This is a genomic window from Corynebacterium sp. (genome assembly GCF_030538285.1).
Taxonomy (GTDB): Bacteria; Actinomycetota; Actinomycetes; order Mycobacteriales; family Mycobacteriaceae; genus Corynebacterium.
The window spans coordinates 1-20,839 of sequence record NZ_JAUNUG010000028.1 but is presented as its reverse complement, the minus strand read 5'-3'; the positions used below and the strand labels follow the sequence as shown (position 1 = coordinate 20,839).

Below are 20,839 nucleotides of genomic sequence, written 5' to 3'. Positions count from 1 at the left end.
GCGACCACCGACTCGGACGGCCGCTGCCGCCCCCGGGGGGGTCGCGCTGGGGGGCTGGGGAACCCCCCGCCCCCGCCCCCACGGTGGCCTTTTGGGACTCATCGCGAGGGGATGATCCCTACCCCCGAGCCCCGAGGGGACGTCAGGTGATAATCCGGTCCACACCGTCGACACGGGGCAGGCTCTTCGGCGGATCAAAGTTGTGCAACGCCCGCTGCACGGTCTGCAGCATCACGCACGGGCCGTCAGGGTTATCGTCCATGTCCTTTTTGCCCGTTCGCAGCACCGTGGTGCCCAGGTTCTGAAGGGCTTTTTCCCGCTCGCGCTCGTCGAGGATCACTTTCTCCGGGTCCTCCCCGTATTCGCCGTTGTACTTCGACTTGCCATCGATTTCCAAGACCAGCCATCCGTTGATGAGGATGTCTACGAAGTAGTGCTTCCCGGTAATCGAATCGACGAACTCCACCTAGGTCTCCACCGTCACGATCTCTGCGATCCCGGAATCCAGGAGGAGGAGACGAGCTTTGGTTTCCCAGGGGCTGCCGATCATCGCTCGGGAATCTGCAATGGCGCGGAGAAACTTCTTTTTGCCGGGAAATTTGCCGAAGGCGGCCACCCGTGTCCGGAGCAGATCGTCGGTGATCGACGGCCACTTTTTGCGTGATGAATCGATGGCCGCGACGGCCTCCATATGACTCTCATGGCGGGCGATGTCCACGAGCGTTCTGGTCAGGCTGGTTACTCGGACACCCCTGACGTCCGTGACCTGGGACTTCGGCAGGATTGCGGAGCGGTACCGGGCTCCGGTCGTCCATTCAGATTTGCGACCCGGGCGCCCCGAACCAGGAAGATGGAGGTCGACCGCATCCTCGATTCCGAGGAGTTTGATGCCCCAGAGCCGGGCGGCCGCCATCCCCGACACCACCGCCGTATCTGCGGAGAGCCCGACGGCAGCCGCACGCGCCTCGGCCCTCTTCCAGGGTGGGAGCTCCCGGTAGTACTCCTTGTCGACGGAGATCTCGGCGGTCAGTTTGATAAGTCTGCCGGTCCGGATGCCCTCCATGATGTCGGTTGAACTCAGCTTTTGCTTTCTCAGGTCCTGTAGTTGGTGTGTTTCTTTCCAATCTGGCTGCATGCCCGCAGGATGGCAGGACTTGACGTCGCTTGCTCCAGCTAAGCGAGCCGAGGCCCCGATTCTGTGGATAACCGGTAGTTATCCACAGGCTGGAGAAGTCCTCTTTGCAGCGATCTGCATCGTGGGGTAGGGGCTCGGGACCGTGAAATCGGGGTCACGGGGATCCCGAGCCTAAAGGCCCGGACTGGAGCGGAACCCGAGGGGGCGATCCCGAGCCCCGAGCCCCGAGCCCCGAGCTCAGGCGTCGAAGCCCAGCCGCTCCCGCTCGGCCTTGATGATGGCCTCCGCGAGCTGGCCCTCGGTGATGTCGACAGCGTCGTCGACTTGGGCGGATTCGGAGGGGCGGGCGTAAGCGTCGAAGAGCTGGGTTTTGCCGGCGAGCATCTCCACCATGCGCTCATCGACGGTGTCGTCGCCGATGAGGCGGTGGACGAGCACCGTGGAGGTCTGTCCCATGCGGTGGGCACGGGCGATGGCCTGCGCCTCGATGGAGGGTTTGACCTGGGGTTCCACCAGGATCACCACGGAGGCGGCCTGGATATTGAGGCCAGCACCACCTGCGGTGATCTGCGCCAACAAAACGGATCCGGCGGGGGCGGAGGCAAGGTCGTCGATAAGTGTTTGGCGGGTGGCTGCCGACACCTGCCCGGACAGGCGCCCGATGACGCGCCCACCCAGAGCTGACTCCAGGCGGTCGAGGACGTCAAGGAAGTAGGTGAAGATAAGCACGCGGCGCCCGGCTTCCTCGGCCTCTTCAACGATCTCCTGGATGCGCTCGAGTTTGGCGGGGACGGCACCGGGGGTGGTCATGGCGGCGCGGCGCATCGCCATGAAATTGCCTTCCTCCACTGTGGAGGCATAGTGCTTTTCATCCGCCGGGGTGAGGTCGATCCAGTCGGTCTGGTCGAGGCGTTCGGGGAGTTCGTCAAGCACGTCGACTTGATTACGGCGCAGATACGCGGGGGCGATGCGTTTACGGAAGTCCACGGCCGCCATCTCCGACATGCCCGTGGAGATCAGCTCCGGGGCAACGAAGCTGACCAACGTCGCGAACTCGGAGACCCGATTCTCCAAGGGTGTGCCGGACAGGAGCAGGGCGTGTGAGGCGGCGTCGATAAGCGAACGTACCGCGCGGGTGCGGCCGGTGGAGGGGTTTTTGATGAAGTGCGCCTCATCCACCACCACGAAATCCGGGGCGGTCAACTCCGTCGTACGAGCGCCGTCGTAGGTAAGCAGGCAGATCCCGCCGGTGGACTCCCAGGCGCGGACCGCCTCCACCCGCTCTGTGCCGTGGGCGCGGTAGACGGGCAGGTCGGTGAAGCGGCGCGATTCGCGCTCCCAGTTCGTCAGCACCGAAGCCGGGCAAACGACGAGCGTGCGTCGCAACCCCGCGGCATACAGGTGTGCGGCGGCCGCCAGCGCCTGCACGGTCTTGCCCAGACCCATGTCGTCGCCGAGGATAACTTTTTCCTGCACGAGCGTGAACCGCGCGCCGAAGGACTGGTAGCCGCGCAGGTGCAGATCGCGCAGGTGAGTGGTGTCCAGGCGCAGCGCGCGGATGCGTTCGAGGATGTCGGCGTTAAGGTCCTCGCCACCCTCGACCTCCAGCTCGAGCAGCGTGGCCAGCAGCGCCTGATAATGCGCGGGTCGGGTGAGGTAGTCGGCCCAGGTCTCCCCCGACACGCTCACCGGCCCCGCCGGCGCCAGTACCTCGGGGTGCACGTCGGCCCACGCGAGGTCGTCGAGGAAGGCCTGCCATTCCGGCCCCTCGCCCACCAGTACATCCCATATGCCACCGGCGGCCGGCACCTGCTCGGCCCAGGTCAGGATGCGGCGACGCCGGGCACGTTGGATCTCATCGAGGGTGTTGATCTGGTCGAACTGCGCGAGCAGCCGCACCAGCGCCATCGCGGAGGCGGTCGGGGTGTCGCCGATGCCGGTGGTGTGGGTGCCCACGGCCTCCTGCCGCAGCGTTTCCGCGGCCGCGCGCAGGCGGCGGGCGGTGGTGGCGCCGATGCCCGGCACTTGGGTAAGCCGCCCGGTGGGGGTGGCCAGCACATCCGCGACCGTGCTCACCGCGATGGTGTCTAGGCCGGTGAAACGCAGTCGCTCATTCGTCGCGGTCTTGAGCGCATCGACGGGCAGTTGGCGCAGCAGGATGTCGGCTCGTTCCCCAGTCAGGGAATCCAGCAGACGTTCTGCTTCTCGACGCAGCGCCGGCTCCGAGTTCACATCCCGCTGCAGGGCTCGCGCGCTTTCCAACACCCTCGCCTGCACACTGGCGTCGTGGTGCACGAAGGTGGAGCCCGGCGCGTCGACAGCCTTTTCCACGGCCGTGCGCGCCGCACCTAACAGATGGTCTGCGGGCCCACCCGGGTGCAGGCGGACCCCGCGGGACTGGAGCAGATCAGCCAGGTCCGCCAGCTCCAGGTAGCGGGTGATCTCGGCATCTAGGGCCTGGAAGGAAGGATCGCTCAGGCGCGCCGCCAGGTCGCGGGCCGCCACGCGTGCCCGGGCGATCTGACCGCCGGCGAAAATGCGGCCGAGGATCGTTGGTGCGGCGTTGCGGGCCTCGTGCCGCAAGGGACCGATCATCCCGGCCGCCGAGAGATACTGGCGGATGCGTCCCCAGGAGTTGGGCAGGCCATCGAGCTCTTCTGTGGCGTAGAACCCGGGCGGCCACGCAACTGCGCCTGGGGGCAGCATGATGAATCCGAGGTCCACGGCGCCGGGGGCGGTGGGAGGGGTGCGGGGGGCGTCGATAAGCAGCTGCGCGCGGGAGGCGCGGCGCAGTACCTCATCTGCCTGCCGTAACAGGGCATCCAGCTCGGGGCGGGTGAACTCGGCCATGGGTCTCATCTTCTCATTACCCTGGACCATGTGACTGACTCTGCCCCTAACCGCGCCATTCCCTTCCTGGCGGCCTTCAACGACATTGAGGCCTTCCTGCGGGATCTGTTGAGCGCGAAGAAATCCGATAATTTCCGCTGGATGGTCGATCAGGCGGTGCGCCGCCACCTCATTTCTGAGGATCATGCCGGGGACCTCAAAGAGTTCGCCGAGCTGCGCAATGCTATCAGCCACGGCCGCTACACCGAGGACATGCGGCCGATCGCGGAGCCGTTGCCGGAGACCGTGGCCGATATCGAACGCATCCGCGACATTCTCCGCGATCCTCCGAAGGCGCTGGGCGTGCTCGGCCACCATGAGGTGCGCACGGTCGCCCCGGACGATGACATCCGGGAGGCGTTGCGTGTCATCCGTTCGACGACGATTTCGCAGCTGCCGATCTATGACAACGGCAAGTGCACCGGCATCCTCACCACGAACACGATCGCGCGCTGGGTGGCGGCGGATCTGGATGACAATGATCATCTCGACGCCCGTTCCGTCGCCGAGGTCCTTGACTGGGCGGAGGACAATGACCGGGCGGTGTTCCTCGCCCGGGACGTCCTCGCGCAGGAGGCTATCGACGCCTTAACGACGCCGCGCAAGGACGGTTCCATGCCCCGCGCAGCGATTATCACGGAGCATGGCCGGAAGGATCAGCGGCCGATCCGGGTGATCGGCGGTTCGGATATCGCGGTGCTCATGGAGGCCGTCGATTCCTAATCTGGCGCCCCCCTTGACATGATGTTGATACGTCACCTACAGTGGGGGCACAAACAGATTACCTTAGGAGAAACCCCATGCAGTTCGGCATTTTCACCATCGGTGACGTCACCACCGATCCCACCAACGGCCAGACCCCGACGGAGAACGAGCGGATCAAGGCCACCGTCGCCATCGCCAAGAAGGCCGAGGAGGTCGGGCTCGACGTCTTCGCCACCGGCGAGCACCACAACCCGCCCTTCGTCGCCCCGGCCAACCCGCCGGTCCTGCTGGCCAATATCGCCGCCCAGACCGAGAAGCTCCAGCTGTCCACCGCCACCACGCTGATCACCACCAACGACCCGGTGCGCATCGCCGAGGACTACGCCTACCTGCAGCACCTGGCCGACGGCCGCATCGACCTCATGATGGGCCGCGGCAACACCGGCCCCGTCTACCCCTGGTTCGGCAAGGACATCCGTCAGGGCATCCCGCTGGCCATCGAGAACTACCACCTCCTGCGCCGCTTGTGGCGCGAGCCGGTGGTCAACTGGCAGGGCCAGTTCCGCACCCCGCTGCAGGGCTTCACCCTCACCCCGGCCCCGCTGGACGATGTCCCGCCGTTCGTGTGGCACGGTTCCATCCGCTCCGTGCAGATCGCCGAGCAGGCCGCCTTCTACGGCGACGGCTTCTTCCACAACAACATCTTCTGGAACAAGGAGCACACGGCGAAGATGGTCGACATCTACCGCCGCCGCTACGAGCAGTACGGTCACGGCCAGGCCGATCAGGCCATCGTCGGTCTCGGAGGCCAGATCTTCATCGGCGAGACGGAGCAGGCCGCCAAGGACTTCTTCCGCCCCTACTTCGACAACGCACCCGTATACGGTCACGGCCCGTCCATGGAGGAGTTCACCGACATGACCCCGCTGACCGTGGGCACCGTGGAGCAGGTCATCGACCGCACCATGGAGTTCGCCGACTGGGTCGGTGACTACCAGCGCCAGCTCTTCCTCATCGACCACGCCGGCCTGCCGCTGGAGGTGGTCCTAGACCAGATCGAGATCCTGGGCACCCAGGTGGTCCCGGAGCTGCGTCGCCGCATGGAGGCCCGTCGCCCGGACCACGTGCCCTCTGATCCGCCGACCCACGCCTCGCTGAAGGAGAACCGCAACTCCCCGCACTTTTTGGTCACCCCGGGTGAGGAGGAGAAGTAGTGCGTACCCTCACCGTCATCTCCGCCGGGCTGTCCACCCCGTCGACGACCCGCCAGGTGGCTGACCAGATCGCGTCCGCCACGTCGGCGGCGGTCTCCGCCCGCGGCGAGACCTTGAACATTGAGGTCATCGAGCTGCGTGAGCTGGTCAACGATCTCGGCCGCGCACTGGCCACCGGCATGTCCTCCCCCGCTCTGGATAAGGCGAAGGAGCAGGTTTCTGCCTCTGATGGCCTCATCGTGGCCACCCCGGTGTTCAAGGCCAGCTATTCGGGCCTGTTCAAGACGTTCTTCGATGTCCTGGAAAATGACGCCCTCAACGGCATGCCCGTCATCATCGCGGCGACGGCCGGCACGGCCCGTCACTCCCTGGTCCTCGACTACGCCATCCGCCCGCTGTTGACCTACATGCGCGCGTTTGTGGTGCCCACCGGCGTTTTCGCCGCGACGGATGACTTCGGTTCCGAGGAGGGTTCGCTTCTCGACGCCCGCCTCAACCGCGCCGCCGCCGAGCTCGCCGATCAGATGGTCGCCTCCGCCAGCGTCGGCGGCCTCGGCGGGGTCACCTCCCGCGGCCAGGCCGCCACCCGCCGCACCGGCGTCGATCCCTCCGAGGATCTCGTGCCCTTCTCACAGCTGCTGCGCGGCCACGACGGCATGTGACCCTGGTTACACTGGAGCGCATGTCCCCCAGTGTGCGTGACCTCTTCAGCATCGGCATCGGCCCGTCATCGTCCCACACTGTGGGGCCGATGCGGGCCGCTGCGGCATTCATCGACAAGCACGGCCGCCCGGAGCATGTCGACATCACCTTGCGCGGCTCGCTGGCCGCCACCGGCGTCGGCCACGGCACCGACCGCGCCATCCTCCTCGGACTGCTCGGTCACTCCCCCACGTCTGCTCCCGCAGATCCGCCGCTAGGCGAGCTTATCGACGCCACCGGCACCTTCCAGAATCTCTCCTACTCCTTCACCTTCGACCCGGAACCTGCACCTGAGCATCCCAACTGCGTCAATTTCGCCGCCGACGGGGTGGAGGAAGCCTACTTCTCGGTGGGCGGCGGGTTCATCGCCACCCGCGAGGAGCTCAACGCCACACCCGAGGAACCGCTGGTCCCCTACCCTTTCTCCACCGGCTCCGAACTCCTCGCGCACTGCGCCCGGGAGGAACTCTCCGTCGCGGAGGCGATGCGGGCGAATGAGGGGGACGTCGATAGCCATCTCGATGACGTGTGGGAGGCGATGCAGGACTGCGTGGAGCGCGGCCTGGCTACCACCGGGCTGCTCCCCGGACCTTTGGGCGTGGTGCGGCGTGCGCCGGGCCTGCACGAGCAGCTCTTGGCCGGTGGCTCGGGCGCCGGTCTCGAGGCCATGGAGTGGGTCAACCTGTGGGCACTGGCCGTCAACGAGGAAAATGCCGCGGGCGGACGGGTGGTCACCGCCCCCACCAACGGCGCGGCCGGCATCATTCCCGCCACCATGCACTATGCCCGCGAGTTCCTTGACGGCTTCGACGAGGCGGCCGCCCGGAACTTCCTGCTCACTGCCGGGGCGATCGGCATCATCATCAAACACAACGCCTCCATCTCCGGGGCGGAGGTCGGCTGCCAGGGTGAGGTCGGCTCCGCCGCCGCCATGGCCGCCGCCGGACTGTGCGAGTTCCTCGGTGGCACCCCCGCCCAGGTGGAGAACGCCGCCGAGATCGCCCTGGAGCACAATCTCGGGCTGACCTGCGATCCCGTCGGCGGGCTCGTGCAGATCCCCTGCATTGAGCGCAATGCCATCGGCGCGGTCAAGGCCATCAACGCCGCGCGCCTCGCGTGGCGCGGCAACGGAACCAACCGGGTGAGCCTCGACGAGGTCATCCAGACCATGGCCGACACCGGCCGCGACATGATGAGCAAGTACAAGGAGACCTCCACCGGCGGCCTGGCCGTCAACCTCGGGCTGCCCGTCGCACTGACGGAGTGCTAAGCGATAGGGATATCTTCCCAGGTATTTCTCCCCAGGTATAAGTCGAGTAGCACCGTCACCGGCAGACCGCCCTACTCGAGATATCCATGGCGAGATATACCTCGGGTGATATGCCTATCATGAGCCCCATGCATCTGGAGCCCGAGTTCCTCGCCCCGACCACCATCATCGACGCCGAGCACCCCGACATCACCGCCCTCGCCCACGCGCTGACCGGCACCACCCCGCCGGAGACGATGCGGGCCATCTTCGCCTACGTCCGAGACAAGATCTCCCACCCAGCAGACACCGGCAGCAGCACCGTCACGGTGCAGGCCTCCGAGACGCTGCGCGCCGGGGAGGGTATCTGCCACAACCAGGCCGCCCTGCTCGTGGCTCTCTACCGCGCTGCCGGGATCCCCGCGGCGCTGCGCTACCAGGAGATCGAGACGGAGACCGGTCAGAAAGTCCTGCACGGCATCGCCACGGTGTGGGCGCCGTATCTTTCGGAGACCGGCGGCTTCGTCCTCGTCGATCCCCGCTATCCCGAGTCTGATCCGCGTCATTCCGGCCACGAGTGGCAGACCCGCGCTCTGCAGCCGCCCTTCGAGCGCAACCTGCCGATGATCCACACCGACATGCTGCCGGTGGTGGCCCTAGCGCTGCAGGAGGCAACCGACGCACAAGAGCTGCTGCGCGACCTGCCGCGGACGCTGAACTAACGGGACGAGCCAGGGGCGAAAGCCTCATCGAGCACCGTCGTCTCCGCGGTCTGGTACCGGAGGTACTCGGCCACCTCCGCGCCGCTCCGATCCGCATCCCATCCCACGAGGGGCGCGATGGTCCCTGCCACGAGACGGGCCGCGGTCTCTTGCACGAGGCCGAGGGTGCCCACGGTCAATCGGCGGTCGAGCACATCCTGCAGGGTCTCGGCTGCCTCGTGGGTTACCGCGTACACGGCTTGCGCGAGGATGTCGGAGCTGCCTGGGATCGGGGTCGCCAGCCGCGGGTCGCCTGCCACGAGCTGCAGGATCGCCTCGTGCTCGGTGCCGTAAAGGCGCGCCAGATGGATTCGGATATCACGCGGCAGGTCGGCGGTGGGGACGCGGGCGGCGGCGGCCTCGAAGGCGGCGGCCACCGTGTCGTAGTCGCCGAATGAGGTCGACAGGTCAAGGTGGCGGGAATCGAAGTCGCGTGCCGGCGGTAGTTCTCCGTGATGGGCCTTAATGAGGGTGTCGGTGACTTTCTGCCCCATCGCCCGGCCAGTGGTCCATTTACCACCAGTCACGGAGTACAGGCCCGCCAACCCGGCGGCTGCGTGGTCACGGATCTCGAAGCGGCGGGATGAGGTGTAGGTGTCGGATCCGTCGTCAATGAGTGGGCGCACACCGACGATGGTCGATTCCACGTCCTCGCGGACCAGCGGGGTCGCGGAAACCGAGTCGAGGGTCTCCCGCAGGAGGTTGATGTCCTCCACTTCGGCGGCGGCCTCATCGGCGCTGCCGGACATCGGGGTGTCCGTGGGGCCGACGAGTGTCTTACCCTGCCACGGATTCACCACGATGTGGCGGCCATTGCGTCCCCGGACGAAAACTCCGTCACGGTTGCCCAGGTCCCGGGTGACCAGGTGCACGCCCTTCGCCTGACGGACCCGGACACCAGCGGTCGTCGCCAGGTCGCCGAGGGCGGAGGCGACCCAGGGGCCGGCGGCGTTGACCGTCACTGTCGCAGCTATGTCCTGGTGGCCGTTGACACGGACTCCCCGCACCGCGCCTGTGTCGTCGCGCAGCAGTTCCGTGACCTCCGCATGGTTGAGCGCGGTTCCCCCGCCGGCGACAAATGACTTGAGAATCGCGAGCAGGAGCCGTTCGGGATGGATGTTGAGGGTATCGTCGTGGCGCCAGGCGCCGGTGAGTCCCTCGGGGCTCAGCCAGGGTACTTGCTTAAGCAGGGCCTTCTTGCCTATCCACCGGAATCGTGGCGAGCGGATGTCCTTAGGCACGCCCACGTTGCGACGCCAGGCCATCGCCTCATACAGGGCGACGCCCGCCCCGAGGACAAGGGCGCGTGGTGCCGACCAGTCGTAGGCGGTGAGCAGAAAACTGCGCGGCTGCACGAGGTGCGGGGCAGCCAGTCCGAGGTAGCGGCGTTCGCTCACTGACTCGGCGACGACGCGGAAGTCGTACTGCTCGAGATAGCGCAGCCCACCGTGAATCGCCTTGGTGGTGGCTGCCGAGGTCCCCGCGCCGAAGTCATTGCGCTCGAGGAGGATGGTACGTAGCCCCCGGCCTGCCGCGTGTCGCGCTATTTGGACGCCGGAGATGCCCCCGCCAATGACCGCGACATCGTAGTGCCCGCTAACCGGGCCTCCGAGCACGCTCACCGCCAGGTCACCTGCTCGAAGGAGGAGATCTCCGGGTGGTTGCCGACACCGCGGTCGAAGTACTGGTCGCCTGCGCGGCGCACTCCGACGGTTCCCCACCCGTCTGCGCGGGCGGCATCGAGTTCCTCGACGAGGTCGGAGAGGAAGAGGATCTGCTCGGCGGGCACGCCGATGGCCTGGCGGATGTTCGCGTACGAGGTGGCGATCTTCTTCGGTCCGGCGTTTTCCGTATCGAAGTGGCCGCTAAACATCGGCAACAGGTCACCCTCCGGGGAATTGCCGAACCAGGAGGTCTGGGCGTTGACCGATCCGGAGGAGAAGATCTTCAGGTCGATCCCCTGCTCGTGCCAGGACCGTATCGCCGGGATTGCATCCGGGTAGAAGTGGGCGGTGAGGTCACCGGCGGTGAATCCCTCCGCCCAAATCAACCCCTGGAGGGTCTTAAGGGGGGTGCGTTTTTCATCGCTGTCGAGCCACCCTTCCAGGGCGGCCACGAGCTTATCGACGCCCGCCTCCGGGTCCAGCCCCGCCTCCTCAATGATTTGTCCCCGGGCCCGCTCCACGTCAGGGTGGCCCTCTCGGGAGAGGACGTCGGCAAAGCGATCACGGGAGTAGGGGTAGAGAGTGTCGTGGACGAACCAGGTGGAGGAGGTGGTGCCCTCGATGTCGAGGACGATGACGCTCGGTCGTGGCAGGGTGATCACGGGGTCCTACTTCCCGGCCAGTAGTTCGTCGTGGCCTGGGAACTGCGCCGAGATCTTCTCGCCGGTGAAGTCGCCGACCCAGCCCTCCCCGTCGTGGAAGAAGCGGATGGCACAGAACTGCGGGTCGGCGACGCCCATGTCGAACCAGTGGGTGGAGCCCTCCGGCACGGACAGCAGGTCGCCGCGCTCACAGACGACGGCGTAGACCGTGTCGTCGATGTGGAGGTAGAACGTGCCGGATCCCTCAACGAAAAAGCGCACTTCGTCGTCGGCGTGGGTGTGCTCATCGAGGAACTTCTCGCGCGCGGTCCGGGCGGTCTCCGCGAAATCGGGCTGGCCGGTGTTGCGCAGGCGGGCGACGTCGACGGTGACGAAGTTCTCCTCCGCGCTGATGCGCGCGACCTCGTCGGCGTAGGCCGCGAGGACGGCTTCCTGGTCGGCGTCCTCGGCCAGCTCACGCGTCGGCCACTGCTCGTAGCGCACGCCAAGGGTGTTCAGTTCGGCGGCGATCTCCTCCGGCTGTGCAGTACGCAGAAGCTCGGTGTCGGGTGCGGAGGCGTTCCACTTGTACAGCAGGGTCATGATGATTCTCCTAGAGATCTCGAAGGTTACGGACGGAGGCGAAAACCTCCTGCATGGGTCCATGAAGCAGGCGGGTGCGCTCGGTGGCGGCCCGCCGGTAGTAGTGGTGGGCTGCGGCGTCGGGAAGCACCGCGGTGCCGCCGCTGTTCCACTCGGTGAGTTGGGCGGCCAAGCCAGCAGACAGGCCAAGGGCCTGGTTTGCCAGGGCGGCGTTGGCCAGTGGCGGTCCGTCCACCCGGTGGGGGCGATTCCAGGGGACGCCGGTGACGTCGGCCTTGATCTGATTCCACACGGTGCTGGCGGCTCCCCCACCGGTGACCAGCACTTCGCTGAGGTTGACGCCACCGCGCTGCACCACGTCCAAGGTCGTCGCGTACTCGTAGGCCACGGCCTCGAGGGCGCTGCGCCACAGGCGGGCGGTGTCGGTGCCGGAATCCATGCCCAGCCACGTCCCGGATGCGTGCGGACTATCGGGGTTGCCTCCAGCCAGGTAGGGCAGAAATAAGACGCCGTCCGAACCCGGGCTTACCTCGGCGGCCAGGGCATCGAAGGTGGCATAGATGGAGTCGTCCTGCTCGCGGCGGGCCACCTGGTCGCGGAACCAGCGCAGGGAGAGCCCGCCCGCCCGGATGTACCCCCAGTAGATGGCCTGCCCCGGCAGGGTGCCCAGGCTGAAGAGCATGCCCGGCATGGCGGCGACCTCGGGGAGCACACCGTCCACTCCGACGGTGAGGATGCTGGTGGTGCCGGCGGAGTCGGTGGCCTGGCCGACGTTGATCATGCCGGTGGCCAGCGTCGACTGCATGACATCCCCGGCTCCGGCGACGACCGGGGTGCCTGCCGGCACGCCGGTGCGCGCGGCGAACTCCTCGGTGACGTGGCCGATGACGTCGTCGGAGGCGAGCATGCGCGGGAGGATCTCGATCGGCAGGCCGAAGGCTGCCAGCTGGGCCGGGGAGAAGGCGCGGCTTTCATGATCCCAGCCGACCATCCACCCGGAGGCGTGGGTGGGGTCCGTGTACATCTCCTCTTGACTCAGTCCGGCCAGGCGGGCGGAGACATAGGGGGCGACGGACACCGTGCGAACGACGCGTGACCAGATCTCGGGACGGTTGTCGCGGATCCACTGTAGCTGGAAGGGAGCGGCGTAGGCGTCGAGCGTCGAGGTGCCGGACTCGGTGAGCCACAGCGGCTCCTGGTCGCGCGCAGCGGCCGCGGCATGGTCCTGGGCACGGGTGTCCAGGCTGGTGATGATGGGATGGAGGACGGTGCCGTCGGCGTCGAGCAGCACCTGTCCGACGAGGATGCCCGACAGGGCGATGCCGGCCACCTCCCGGCGGTTGATCCCCGCCGCGACGGCATCGTCGAGAGCGGCCGCGATGGCGGAGCAGGCCGCATCGACGAGATGCTCCGGGTCCATCTCCGAGCGGCCTGGGCCGAGGTAGTTGATGGTGTGTGGGGTGTAGGCACGGCCCACCTGGACTCCGTCACTGGTGTAGACCGCAGCCTTGCTTCCCTGGGTGCCGACATCGACACCGATGGTGACTGGCATCTTCTCCTCCTCCGGACAACAATTGAGATGTTGACACGGTAACAGGAGTTTTGGTGATACCAGCTGTTCCGGGGGTAATTATTTTCGCGTCCGCAACAACCTTGCGGACTCTGACCTACCCCAGCGCCCCACGCAGCGTCGCGACGACCGCGTCAAGCGCCACGGACTCCTGCGAGTGCTCCGCCAGATCCTTGACAGCCACGGTACCGGCGGCGAGCTCGTTCTCCCCGAGGACCAGGGCCACGCGGGCGCCAGCGCGGTCCGCGCCCTTCATGGCACCCTTGAGCCCACGATCGCCATAAGCCATATCGGCGGAGACGCCGGCGGCGCGCAGCTCATTGATCAGCAGCGCCATCGCCTTCTTAGCCTCCGCGCCGAGGGCGACGCCATAAACGTCCACGCGGCGCTCGACGCCATCCAACTCGACGCCTTCGGCCTCCAGGGCCAGGACGGTACGGTCAACGCCGAGGCCGTAGCCGATACCGGACAGATCCTGGCCGCCGAGCTGGGCCATGAGGCCGTCGTAACGCCCGCCGCCGCCGATACCCGACTGGGCACCGAGGCCGTCGTGGACGAACTCGAAGCAGGTCTTGGTGTAGTAGTCGAGACCGCGGACCATGCGGGGATTGATGACGTAGGGGACGGACATGTCGTCGAGAAGCCCGGTGACGGTGTCGAAATGCTCGCGTGCCTCGGTGGAGAGGTGATCGAGCATGAGCGGGGCGTCGGCAGTCATCTCCTGGACCTCGGGGCGCTTGTCATCGAGGACACGCAGCGGGTTGAGCTCGGCGCGCTGGCGGGTCTCCTCGTCCAGCGGCAGGGAGAAGAGGAACTCCTGCAGCTTGGCCCGGTAGGCGGGGCGGCAGGTGTCATCACCGAGGGAGGTGAGCTCCAGTCGGAAATCCTTTAGCCCCAAAGAGCGGTAGCAGCGATCAGCCAGGGCGACGACCTCGGCGTCGAGAGCCGGATCATCGACGCCGATGGCCTCGACGCCGACCTGCTGCAGCTGACGGTAGCGGCCCGCCTGGGGGCGCTCGTAGCGGAAGAAGGGGCCGGCGTAGTTGAGCTTGACCGGCAGTTGGCCCCGGTCCAGGTTGTGCTCGATCACCGCGCGCATGACACCGGCGGTGCCCTCGGGGCGCAGGGTGACAGAGCGGTCACCGCGGTCGGCGAAGGTGTACATCTCCTTGCTCACCACGTCGGTGGATTCACCGACGCCGCGGGCGAACAGAGCGGTGTCCTCGAAGACCGGAAGCTCGATGTGCTGGAAGCCTGCGAGGTGCGCCTGGTGGATGAAGGTGTCGCGCACCTTCAAAAACACCGGGCTGGCCGGCGGAATGTAGTCCGGGACACCCTTAGGTGCGGACAGGGCAGCAAACTTCTTCTTCGCGGTCACGTCAGTCACGGAAAATTACCTTACCTAGAGGCCCAGCTGGAGCAGGAACGGGTTGGTCTGGCGCTCGGCGCGCATGGTGGTGGCGGGGCCGTGGCCGGGGAACAGCTGCAGGGTGTCCGGCAGCGCCCACACGGGGCCACGGAGAGTGGCGTCCATGTCCTCCGGGGAAGAGGTCGGGAAATCAGTGCGGCCGATGGAACCCTTGAATAGCACATCGCCGGTGAAGCAGAAATCCTCATGGACCAGCAGGCAGGAGCCCGGGGAATGGCCGGGGGCGAAGTCCACGCGGAACTCCACGCCCGCCATAGAGAGGGTGTCGCCGTCGTTGAGCGGGCGGAGATCAGCGATGGGCACCATCTTGTCCACCTCAAAAAGGATGCGCGATTGCGGCATCACCCCCTCCGGCTGGAGCATGAACTCATCGGCCGGGTGGAGGTAGACGGGCACGTCGAAACGCTTGGCCAGATCCCCTGCCTCGCGGACGTGGTCGATGTGGCCGTGGGTGCAGATGATATCGCTGAGTTCCGCACCTGTTTCCTCCAGCAAGGCGATGACCTGCTTGGCGGCGTGCATGCCGGGATCGACGACGCTGGCGCGGCCGTCGTTGATGAGGACGAAAGTGTTGGTCTGGTACGGCCCGGCCGCGAATCCGTGGAGCTGCATGGGTGGCAGTCTAAGCCACCAGGCGCTCACCCGGTGATTCCACCGCCTGGCGCTAGCTCACCGGCTGGTACTCGTGGACCTCATAGTCCACCTCAGCCTGACTTTCCGGGGCGGTGAGATAGGGGGTGTGGCAGTCATCGAGTAGCATCCACCCGTTCGTGGCCTCCGCATCAGTCGTGCTCTCCCCCACCTCATCCCGGAGTGAGGCGTTAAGGGCCGAGGTCGCCGAGAATGCCACCACGTAGCGCCCCTCCCCACATGCGGGGTGACCGGCTGGGAACCAGTTCTCCTCAGGCCCTAGGACGATCTGTGCACTGCCCGGCCACACGGTCATCTCGCCGTCCCAGCTCCGGATGTGCACGAGATCGGCAAAGGCATCCGGCGCCTCGACCGCGCCGCGGTGAATGCGGTTGACGCGGGATTCGGCGACCGGGTTCGGCTGCTCCGTTGGGGTTGCCTCGGCGCTCACGGCCTGTTCGGTGGCCTGCGCTTGCCCGCTTTCGGCCTCCGGGCCCTTCACACCGAAGATCACGGTGGTGATGATGCCCACGATGATGAGCACGATCGCACTGAGGATGGCCAGCAGGTTTCTTCTCTCCGAACGGGTCATGTGTCCATCATCGCAGACGAAAGCCCCGGCCCCTGTCATGGGGCCGGGGCGCGGAAATGGGTTTAGGACAGGGCGTTGACGGCCGCGTCGTAATCGGGCTCGTCGGTGATCTCATCGACTAGCTGAGTGTAGAGCACCTTGCCGTTTTCATCAGCGACGACGACGGCGCGGGCGGTCAGGCCCTGCAGCGGGGAGCCCTGCAGAGTCAGGCCATAATCATCGCCGAAAGAGGAGCGGAAGGTGGAGCCGGTGGTGACGTTGTCGATGCCCTCGGCAGAGCAGAAACGCCCGTGTGCGAAGGGCAGGTCAGCGGAGACACCGAGGACGACAGTGTTGTCCAGGGAGGTGGCACGCTGGTTGAACTCGCGTACCGACGCCGCGCACACGCCCGTGTCCAGGGACGGGAAGATGTTGAGCACGACGCGCTTGCCGGCGAGGTCCGCCGGGGTGATCTCGGACAGGTCGGTGCCGACGAGGGTGAAATCCGGCAGCTGATCGCCAACGGCCGGGAGCTCGCCTGCGGTGGTGGTGGATTCGTTCTTGAAGGTGACGTTAGCCATGCCCCCACAATAGAGATCCCGACCACACTGCGCCACGGTCCTGGTGCGCGGGTTAGACTGACTGACCGTACCTATTTTCGTCTGACGTCAGGAAGAGCCCCCCGGTGACCGACAACAAGAAACGCGGCGAGGACGCCCTCGCCCAGCTTGACCGCGAACTGAAATCCCGCGACCGCGCCGAGAAGTCGCGCCCGCTCAAGGTCGGCCTGGCGGCCGCTGTGGTGATCCTGGCGATCGTCGGTGGCATCTGGTGGTTGGCCACCAGCGGTGATGATGAGCAGATCACTGCCGACGAGCAGCCCACCACCACCGAGGCCCCCGAGATGGAGCCGCTGACCATGGCCCGCGCCGAGGCGCTGCCCGCCACCGTGACCTGTGAGTACGAGGAGGCCGGTGAGGCGTCCCGCGAGATCTCCACCCCGGCGACGGAGAACATCTCCACTGAGGGCACTGTCACCGTCAACCTGGACACCTCCCAGGGCCCGATCGGCATGGAGCTCGACCGCTCTGTCGCACCCTGCACCGTCAACGCCATCGAGCACTTCGCCGCCGAGGGTTACTACGACGACACCGTCTGCCACCGCCTGACCACCTCCGGCATCTACGTCCTGCAGTGTGGCGATCCTTCCGGCTCCGGCGCTGGCGGCCCGGGCTTCCAGTTCGCCAACGAGTACCCCACCGACGAGCTGGATGAACCCGCCACCACCCCGGTCATCTACCCGCGTGGTTCCATCGCCATGGCCAATGCCGGCCCGGGCACCAACGGTTCCCAGTTCTTCCTCAACTACCAGGATTCCCCGCTGGCCCCGGACTACACCTACTTCGGCCAGATCTCCGAGGAAGGCCTGGCCACCCTGGACGGCATCGCCACTGCTGGTGCTGAAGGTGGGGCCGCTGACGGTGCCCCCGCCGAGGAGGTCCGTATCGAGACCGCCACCGTCGGATAAGTGCTTATCGACGCCCCCGCAACCCCGCTCGGTTGCGGGGGTGAACATTTCCGTAACCAAACTGTTGCACTTCCTCCCAGCGAGCTATAGGGTATGGGCTGTTCATAAGTCCTTCTCTACGCCAAGGAACTGGTATTCCCATGAAGATTTCCCGCAAGGCCATCGCGGCCGTCGTCGCCACCTTCGCTCTGTCCACCGCTGGCCTCTCCGGCACCGCTTTCGCCGAGGAGACCCCGCCGTCTGAGACCGTGACCGCCGAGGGAACCACCAACGACACCCCCCCCAACGACGAGGACAACGACAACGAGCAGCCGGGCACTGACGCCCCGAAGACCGATGAGGGTTCCGCTGAGGGTTCCTCCACCGAGGGCATCTTCGACGGTTCCTCCAACGACGACGGCAAGATCGATCCGCGACAGATCTCCTCCTGGATCGCCGTGTTCACCGCCATCATCGGCGCGCTGTCCACCGCTTTCGTCTTCTCCCAGCGCATCTCCAACGCTTAAGGCATAAGCGACGGGCTTTCTAGCCAGTTCACCGGGCCGCCTTCCCCACGTGGGGAAGGCGGCCCGTGCCGATTCTCTACCCCCGGCTAGTATCCCTTGACGCCCCGCAGAATCGCCGGGTCGAAGGGCTGGCCCTCCCGGATAACGGACATGGTTCCCACCGGTTCCAACACCATCGCCTTAACCTGGCTCCCTGACCCTAGACCTGCGCGGCGTACCGCGGTGAGGACGTCGGTGCGGGAGAGGTGGGCTTGGTGCATGGCGTCGATAAGCAATTGTCCGTCGAGCACAACCAGAACCGGGCGACGGCTGAGTGCTCTCCCCCACCCTGTGTAGCGGCGCAGGGTGCCGAAGGCGGCTTCCAGGCTCATCAGCGTCGCCAGGCCCACAAGGCCTGCGGCCAGCGTCGGCGGATGGCCGATGATGACGCGGCCGGCGACGGCGCCGAACATGATGACGATTACGGCGTCGGAGGCGGTCATCGCCAAAAGCACACGGGAGCCGAAGGTCTTGGCCAGGATCATGAAGCCGAGGTAGATCCCCACGGCGGTGATGATGATGACGGGGATGCGCCAGGGTTCGATGAGCAGTTCGTCAAGGTAACGGTCCACGTTGTCCACCGTAGTCCGGGGACGGGAAAGGCCGGGCCCCGTTGGATGCGGGCCCCGGCCTTATGCGGTCTCAGGAGCTAGCGGGAGGACAGGGAGGAACCGGAGGACAGGGAGGAGAGGGAGGAATTGCCCTTCTTGCCCGGCTTGGTGTCGCTCTCACCCGGCTGCTCGGTGGCCGCGCCCAGCGGGACGACGACCTCAGTGCCGGCGTCGGTGGTGATGACGATCTCGGTGGCGTCCGCCGGAATGGCGATCTTGACGGTGGCGGTGCCGTGCTCGCCGAGGCCGGTGTTGATAGCGGAGAAGTTGTTGTCGACATCCGCGGTAACGGTCTCGGAGCCAGCGGTGACAGTGACGGACTGGGCCAGGGTCTCACCCTCGGAAGAGTAACTCAGGGAGGCCAGGTCCAAGGTGACGGTCTCACCGGCGGCGAGCTCGCCCTCGGCGACGGTGACGGCGACGTCGGACTGCGCGGCGCGCGGGGCGACGGACTCGTTGTTCTTGAGGTAGTCGATGAGCGCCTGGGTGTCCATGTAGCCGACGAGGAGAATGTCGCGGACATCGGCCGGGTTGATGAGGCCGTCGCCGCCCTCGAAGAGGAAGGTGGAGGCGGCGACGCGGTAGTCGGTGGCCGGGTCGATCGGCTCGCCGTTAAGGCGGGCGTCGACAATGCGCTCGCCCTGCGGGGCGGCCGGGTCGTAGGTGTAGGTGAAGCCCTCGGAGACACCGAGCGCCAGGCGCGGGCGGTCGCCCTCGGTCTTCCACTGGTTCTCCAGGGTGTCGAGGATGGCCTGGCCGGACAGGGTCGCGACGGAGACCTCGTTGCCGAAGGGCTGGATGGTGACGACGTCGGCGTAGGTGACCTCGCCGGCCGGCAGGTCGGCGCGGACGCCACCGGCGTTCATGAAGCCGATCGCAATGTCCTGCTCGATGAGCTTCGACAGGGAGTCGCGCTGTGCCTCGGCGATGAGGTGGTTGAGGGTGGACTCGACGCCACGGTTGGAACCGGGGGCGGCATCCACGTTGGAACCGCGGTAGAAGGAGTTGTCGATGGTGGCGATGATCTCCGCGCCGATGACGTCGGCCTGGGCCTTGGCCTCGGCGACGATGGCGGCGACGGCAGGGTCCGCGGTGGCACCGGCAGCCTCGGCGGCGGCCAGGTCGTACTGCGTGATCGTGATGTCCTCGATCGTCTTGGTGGTGGTGTTGAAGGTGAAGTCGACGTCGGTGAGCACCTTGCCGTACTCCAGGGACTGGGCGAAGGGCACCGGTGCGGAATCGTTGGCGTACTGCTGGTGGGTGTCGCCACCGAAGAGGAAGTCGACGTACTCGGCGTTGAACTCGGGGGCGAACGTCTGCGCGTCCTCGTGGAACAGGGCGATGACGACGTCGGCCTCACCGGAGTCCTTCAGGCGCTGGGCCTCGGTGTTGGTCTCGGCGACCGGGTCACGGAAGTCCAGCCCGGAAACGGCGGACGGGGAAACCTTTTGGACGGTGGAGGTGGCGACGGAGCCGACGAAGCCGATCTTCACGCCGTTCTTCTCGATGACGGTGGACGGCGGCAGGAGGTGGGTGCCGTCGGCCTTGTAGACGTTGGCGCCGAGGATCGGGTAGTCGGACTTCGGGACGATACGGTTCATGAGGTCGTCCTGGCCCGCATCGAACTCGTGGTTACCCACGGCGGAGGCACCGACACCGGCCTCATTGAGGAACTGCAAGGTGTACTCATCATCCGTGATCGCGGAGACGAAGGCGGAACCACCGACGTTGTCACCGGAGGTGGTGAAGACGTTCTCTTCGCCGTTGATCTGGTTGTTGAGGCCGGTGAGCAGGGCGGCACCCATTTCCTTGTTGCGCTCGTTGTACTCGAGGCGGCCGTGGAAGTCGGTGATGTTGGACACCGAGAACTCGACGGTGGTGTCCTGGGCGGTGACCGCCGGTGCGAGGGTGAAAGCGAGGGCGGTGGTGGTCGTGGCGGCGAGGTAGCGGCCGAAGCGACGGAGAGACACGGGAGAACTCCTGGAGACGACTATTCAGAACAAGGCGAACACGAACAGTTCTATCCGGTGCAGTCACTGAGCACAGGGGGAGAGCTTTCTGACACCTGCGAGTTCACGCTGTCTCAACCGAGAGTTTAGGTTCCCGTCACCTGATGTGGTCTGATCATTCACCCTCGTCACGCAGACGTAAGACGACTCCACCCCCACAAGTGTGAGCACTCGTGGGGGTGGTGTGCCTGGTGTGACTTAGGCCGTCACCCGGTAGACGTCGAAGACGCCTTCGGTGTTGCGCAACGTCGTCAACAGCTGCCCCAGCTGCTTGGTGTCAGACACCGAGAACGTCAGCCGCACCGTGGCGATGTGATCATCCGAGGCATGCGAGTTCATCGACATCACCGACAGCTTCTGCTCGCTGAACACGCGGGTGATCT

The 20,839-nt window shown here is 66.3% G+C and carries 21 protein-coding genes; 7 read left to right on the top strand and 14 right to left on the bottom strand.

Going from position 1 to position 20,839, the window contains the following annotated elements; genetic code table 11:
- Window positions 1-142 precede the first annotated feature (142 nt).
- The 3 genes from Q4G50_RS09950 to Q4G50_RS09940 form a co-directional block, all read right to left on the bottom strand.
- Window positions 143-466, bottom strand: a complete 324-nt coding sequence (locus tag Q4G50_RS09950; RefSeq protein WP_303377508.1) for a hypothetical protein — start codon at window positions 464-466, stop codon at window positions 143-145.
- On the bottom strand, window positions 467-1,135 hold the full coding sequence (locus tag Q4G50_RS09945; protein ID WP_303377507.1) for a hypothetical protein: 669 nt from the start codon (window positions 1,133-1,135) through the stop codon (window positions 467-469).
- A 237-nt stretch (window positions 1,136-1,372) separates the two neighbouring features.
- A complete protein-coding gene (locus Q4G50_RS09940; RefSeq protein ID WP_303377506.1) occupies window positions 1,373-3,985 on the bottom strand; it encodes a DEAD/DEAH box helicase in 2,613 nt (870 codons plus the stop codon).
- 30 nt (window positions 3,986-4,015) lie between these two features.
- Here Q4G50_RS09940 and Q4G50_RS09935 point away from each other — a divergent pair, with 30 nt between their 5' ends.
- The 5 genes from Q4G50_RS09935 (at window position 4,016) to Q4G50_RS09915 (ending at window position 8,616) form a co-directional block, all read left to right on the top strand.
- Window positions 4,016-4,747, top strand: coding sequence for a CBS domain-containing protein (locus Q4G50_RS09935; protein WP_303377505.1), 732 nt, complete (start codon window positions 4,016-4,018; stop codon window positions 4,745-4,747).
- A 77-nt stretch (window positions 4,748-4,824) separates the two neighbouring features.
- Window positions 4,825-5,943: an LLM class flavin-dependent oxidoreductase gene (locus tag Q4G50_RS09930; protein WP_303377504.1), complete on the top strand. Its 1,119-nt coding sequence runs from the start codon at window positions 4,825-4,827 to the stop codon at window positions 5,941-5,943.
- Window positions 5,943-6,605: an FMN reductase gene (locus Q4G50_RS09925; protein ID WP_303377503.1), complete on the top strand. Its 663-nt coding sequence runs from the start codon at window positions 5,943-5,945 to the stop codon at window positions 6,603-6,605. Before Q4G50_RS09930 ends, Q4G50_RS09925 begins: the two co-directional genes overlap by 1 nt.
- 20 nt (window positions 6,606-6,625) lie before the next feature.
- Window positions 6,626-7,915 carry an L-serine ammonia-lyase gene (locus Q4G50_RS09920; protein ID WP_303377502.1) on the top strand — a complete coding sequence of 430 codons (1,290 nt, stop codon included), beginning with the start codon at window positions 6,626-6,628 and terminating at the stop codon, window positions 7,913-7,915.
- A 128-nt stretch (window positions 7,916-8,043) separates the two neighbouring features.
- Window positions 8,044-8,616: a transglutaminase family protein gene (locus Q4G50_RS09915; protein WP_303377501.1), complete on the top strand. Its 573-nt coding sequence runs from the start codon at window positions 8,044-8,046 to the stop codon at window positions 8,614-8,616.
- Here the strand turns inward: Q4G50_RS09915 and Q4G50_RS09910 are convergent.
- From Q4G50_RS09910 to tpx, 8 genes are all read right to left on the bottom strand, one after another.
- Window positions 8,613-10,277, bottom strand: coding sequence for a glycerol-3-phosphate dehydrogenase/oxidase (locus Q4G50_RS09910; RefSeq protein WP_303377500.1), 1,665 nt, complete (start codon window positions 10,275-10,277; stop codon window positions 8,613-8,615). The two genes, Q4G50_RS09915 and Q4G50_RS09910, sit on opposite strands and share 4 nt — an antisense overlap.
- Window positions 10,274-10,981, bottom strand: a complete 708-nt coding sequence (gene mtnC, locus Q4G50_RS09905) for an acireductone synthase (protein ID WP_303377499.1) — start codon at window positions 10,979-10,981, stop codon at window positions 10,274-10,276. The genes Q4G50_RS09910 and mtnC overlap by 4 nt, the downstream gene beginning before the upstream one ends.
- Before the next feature lie 6 nt (window positions 10,982-10,987).
- Window positions 10,988-11,563, bottom strand: a complete 576-nt coding sequence (locus tag Q4G50_RS09900; protein WP_303377498.1) for an acireductone dioxygenase — start codon at window positions 11,561-11,563, stop codon at window positions 10,988-10,990.
- Between the two features lie 10 nt (window positions 11,564-11,573).
- Complete coding sequence (locus Q4G50_RS09895) at window positions 11,574-13,115, bottom strand: FGGY-family carbohydrate kinase (RefSeq protein ID WP_303377497.1); 1,542 nt, start codon at window positions 13,113-13,115, stop codon at window positions 11,574-11,576.
- A 115-nt stretch (window positions 13,116-13,230) separates the two neighbouring features.
- Window positions 13,231-14,511 (bottom strand): histidine--tRNA ligase, encoded by a 1,281-nt coding sequence (gene hisS, locus Q4G50_RS09890; protein ID WP_303377527.1) that lies wholly within the window; start codon window positions 14,509-14,511, stop codon window positions 13,231-13,233.
- Window positions 14,512-14,535: 24 nt separating this feature from the next.
- Entirely contained in the window at window positions 14,536-15,174 is a 639-nt protein-coding gene (locus Q4G50_RS09885; protein WP_303377496.1) for an MBL fold metallo-hydrolase, read from the bottom strand.
- A 52-nt stretch (window positions 15,175-15,226) separates the two neighbouring features.
- Window positions 15,227-15,784 carry a hypothetical protein gene (locus Q4G50_RS09880; RefSeq protein WP_303377495.1) on the bottom strand — a complete coding sequence of 186 codons (558 nt, stop codon included), beginning with the start codon at window positions 15,782-15,784 and terminating at the stop codon, window positions 15,227-15,229.
- A 62-nt stretch (window positions 15,785-15,846) separates the two neighbouring features.
- Window positions 15,847-16,344: a thiol peroxidase gene (gene tpx, locus Q4G50_RS09875; protein WP_303377494.1), complete on the bottom strand. Its 498-nt coding sequence runs from the start codon at window positions 16,342-16,344 to the stop codon at window positions 15,847-15,849.
- 104 nt (window positions 16,345-16,448) lie between these two features.
- Here tpx and Q4G50_RS09870 point away from each other — a divergent pair, with 104 nt between their 5' ends.
- Together Q4G50_RS09870 and Q4G50_RS09865 are read left to right on the top strand one after the other, a co-directional pair.
- Window positions 16,449-17,291, top strand: a complete 843-nt coding sequence (locus tag Q4G50_RS09870; protein ID WP_303377493.1) for a peptidylprolyl isomerase — start codon at window positions 16,449-16,451, stop codon at window positions 17,289-17,291.
- Between the two features lie 140 nt (window positions 17,292-17,431).
- Entirely contained in the window at window positions 17,432-17,797 is a 366-nt protein-coding gene (locus Q4G50_RS09865) for a hypothetical protein (RefSeq protein ID WP_303377492.1), read from the top strand.
- An 86-nt stretch (window positions 17,798-17,883) separates the two neighbouring features.
- Here Q4G50_RS09865 and Q4G50_RS09860 read toward each other — a convergent pair whose 3' ends face one another.
- From Q4G50_RS09860 to Q4G50_RS09850, 3 genes are all read right to left on the bottom strand, one after another.
- Window positions 17,884-18,417: a DUF421 domain-containing protein gene (locus Q4G50_RS09860; protein ID WP_303377491.1), complete on the bottom strand. Its 534-nt coding sequence runs from the start codon at window positions 18,415-18,417 to the stop codon at window positions 17,884-17,886.
- A gap of 68 nt (window positions 18,418-18,485) precedes the next feature.
- Entirely contained in the window at window positions 18,486-20,417 is a 1,932-nt protein-coding gene (locus tag Q4G50_RS09855) for a bifunctional UDP-sugar hydrolase/5'-nucleotidase (protein WP_303377490.1), read from the bottom strand.
- Between the two features lie 237 nt (window positions 20,418-20,654).
- A partial coding sequence (locus tag Q4G50_RS09850) for an ACT domain-containing protein (protein ID WP_303377489.1) occupies window positions 20,655-20,839 on the bottom strand: 185 nt, incomplete at its 5' end.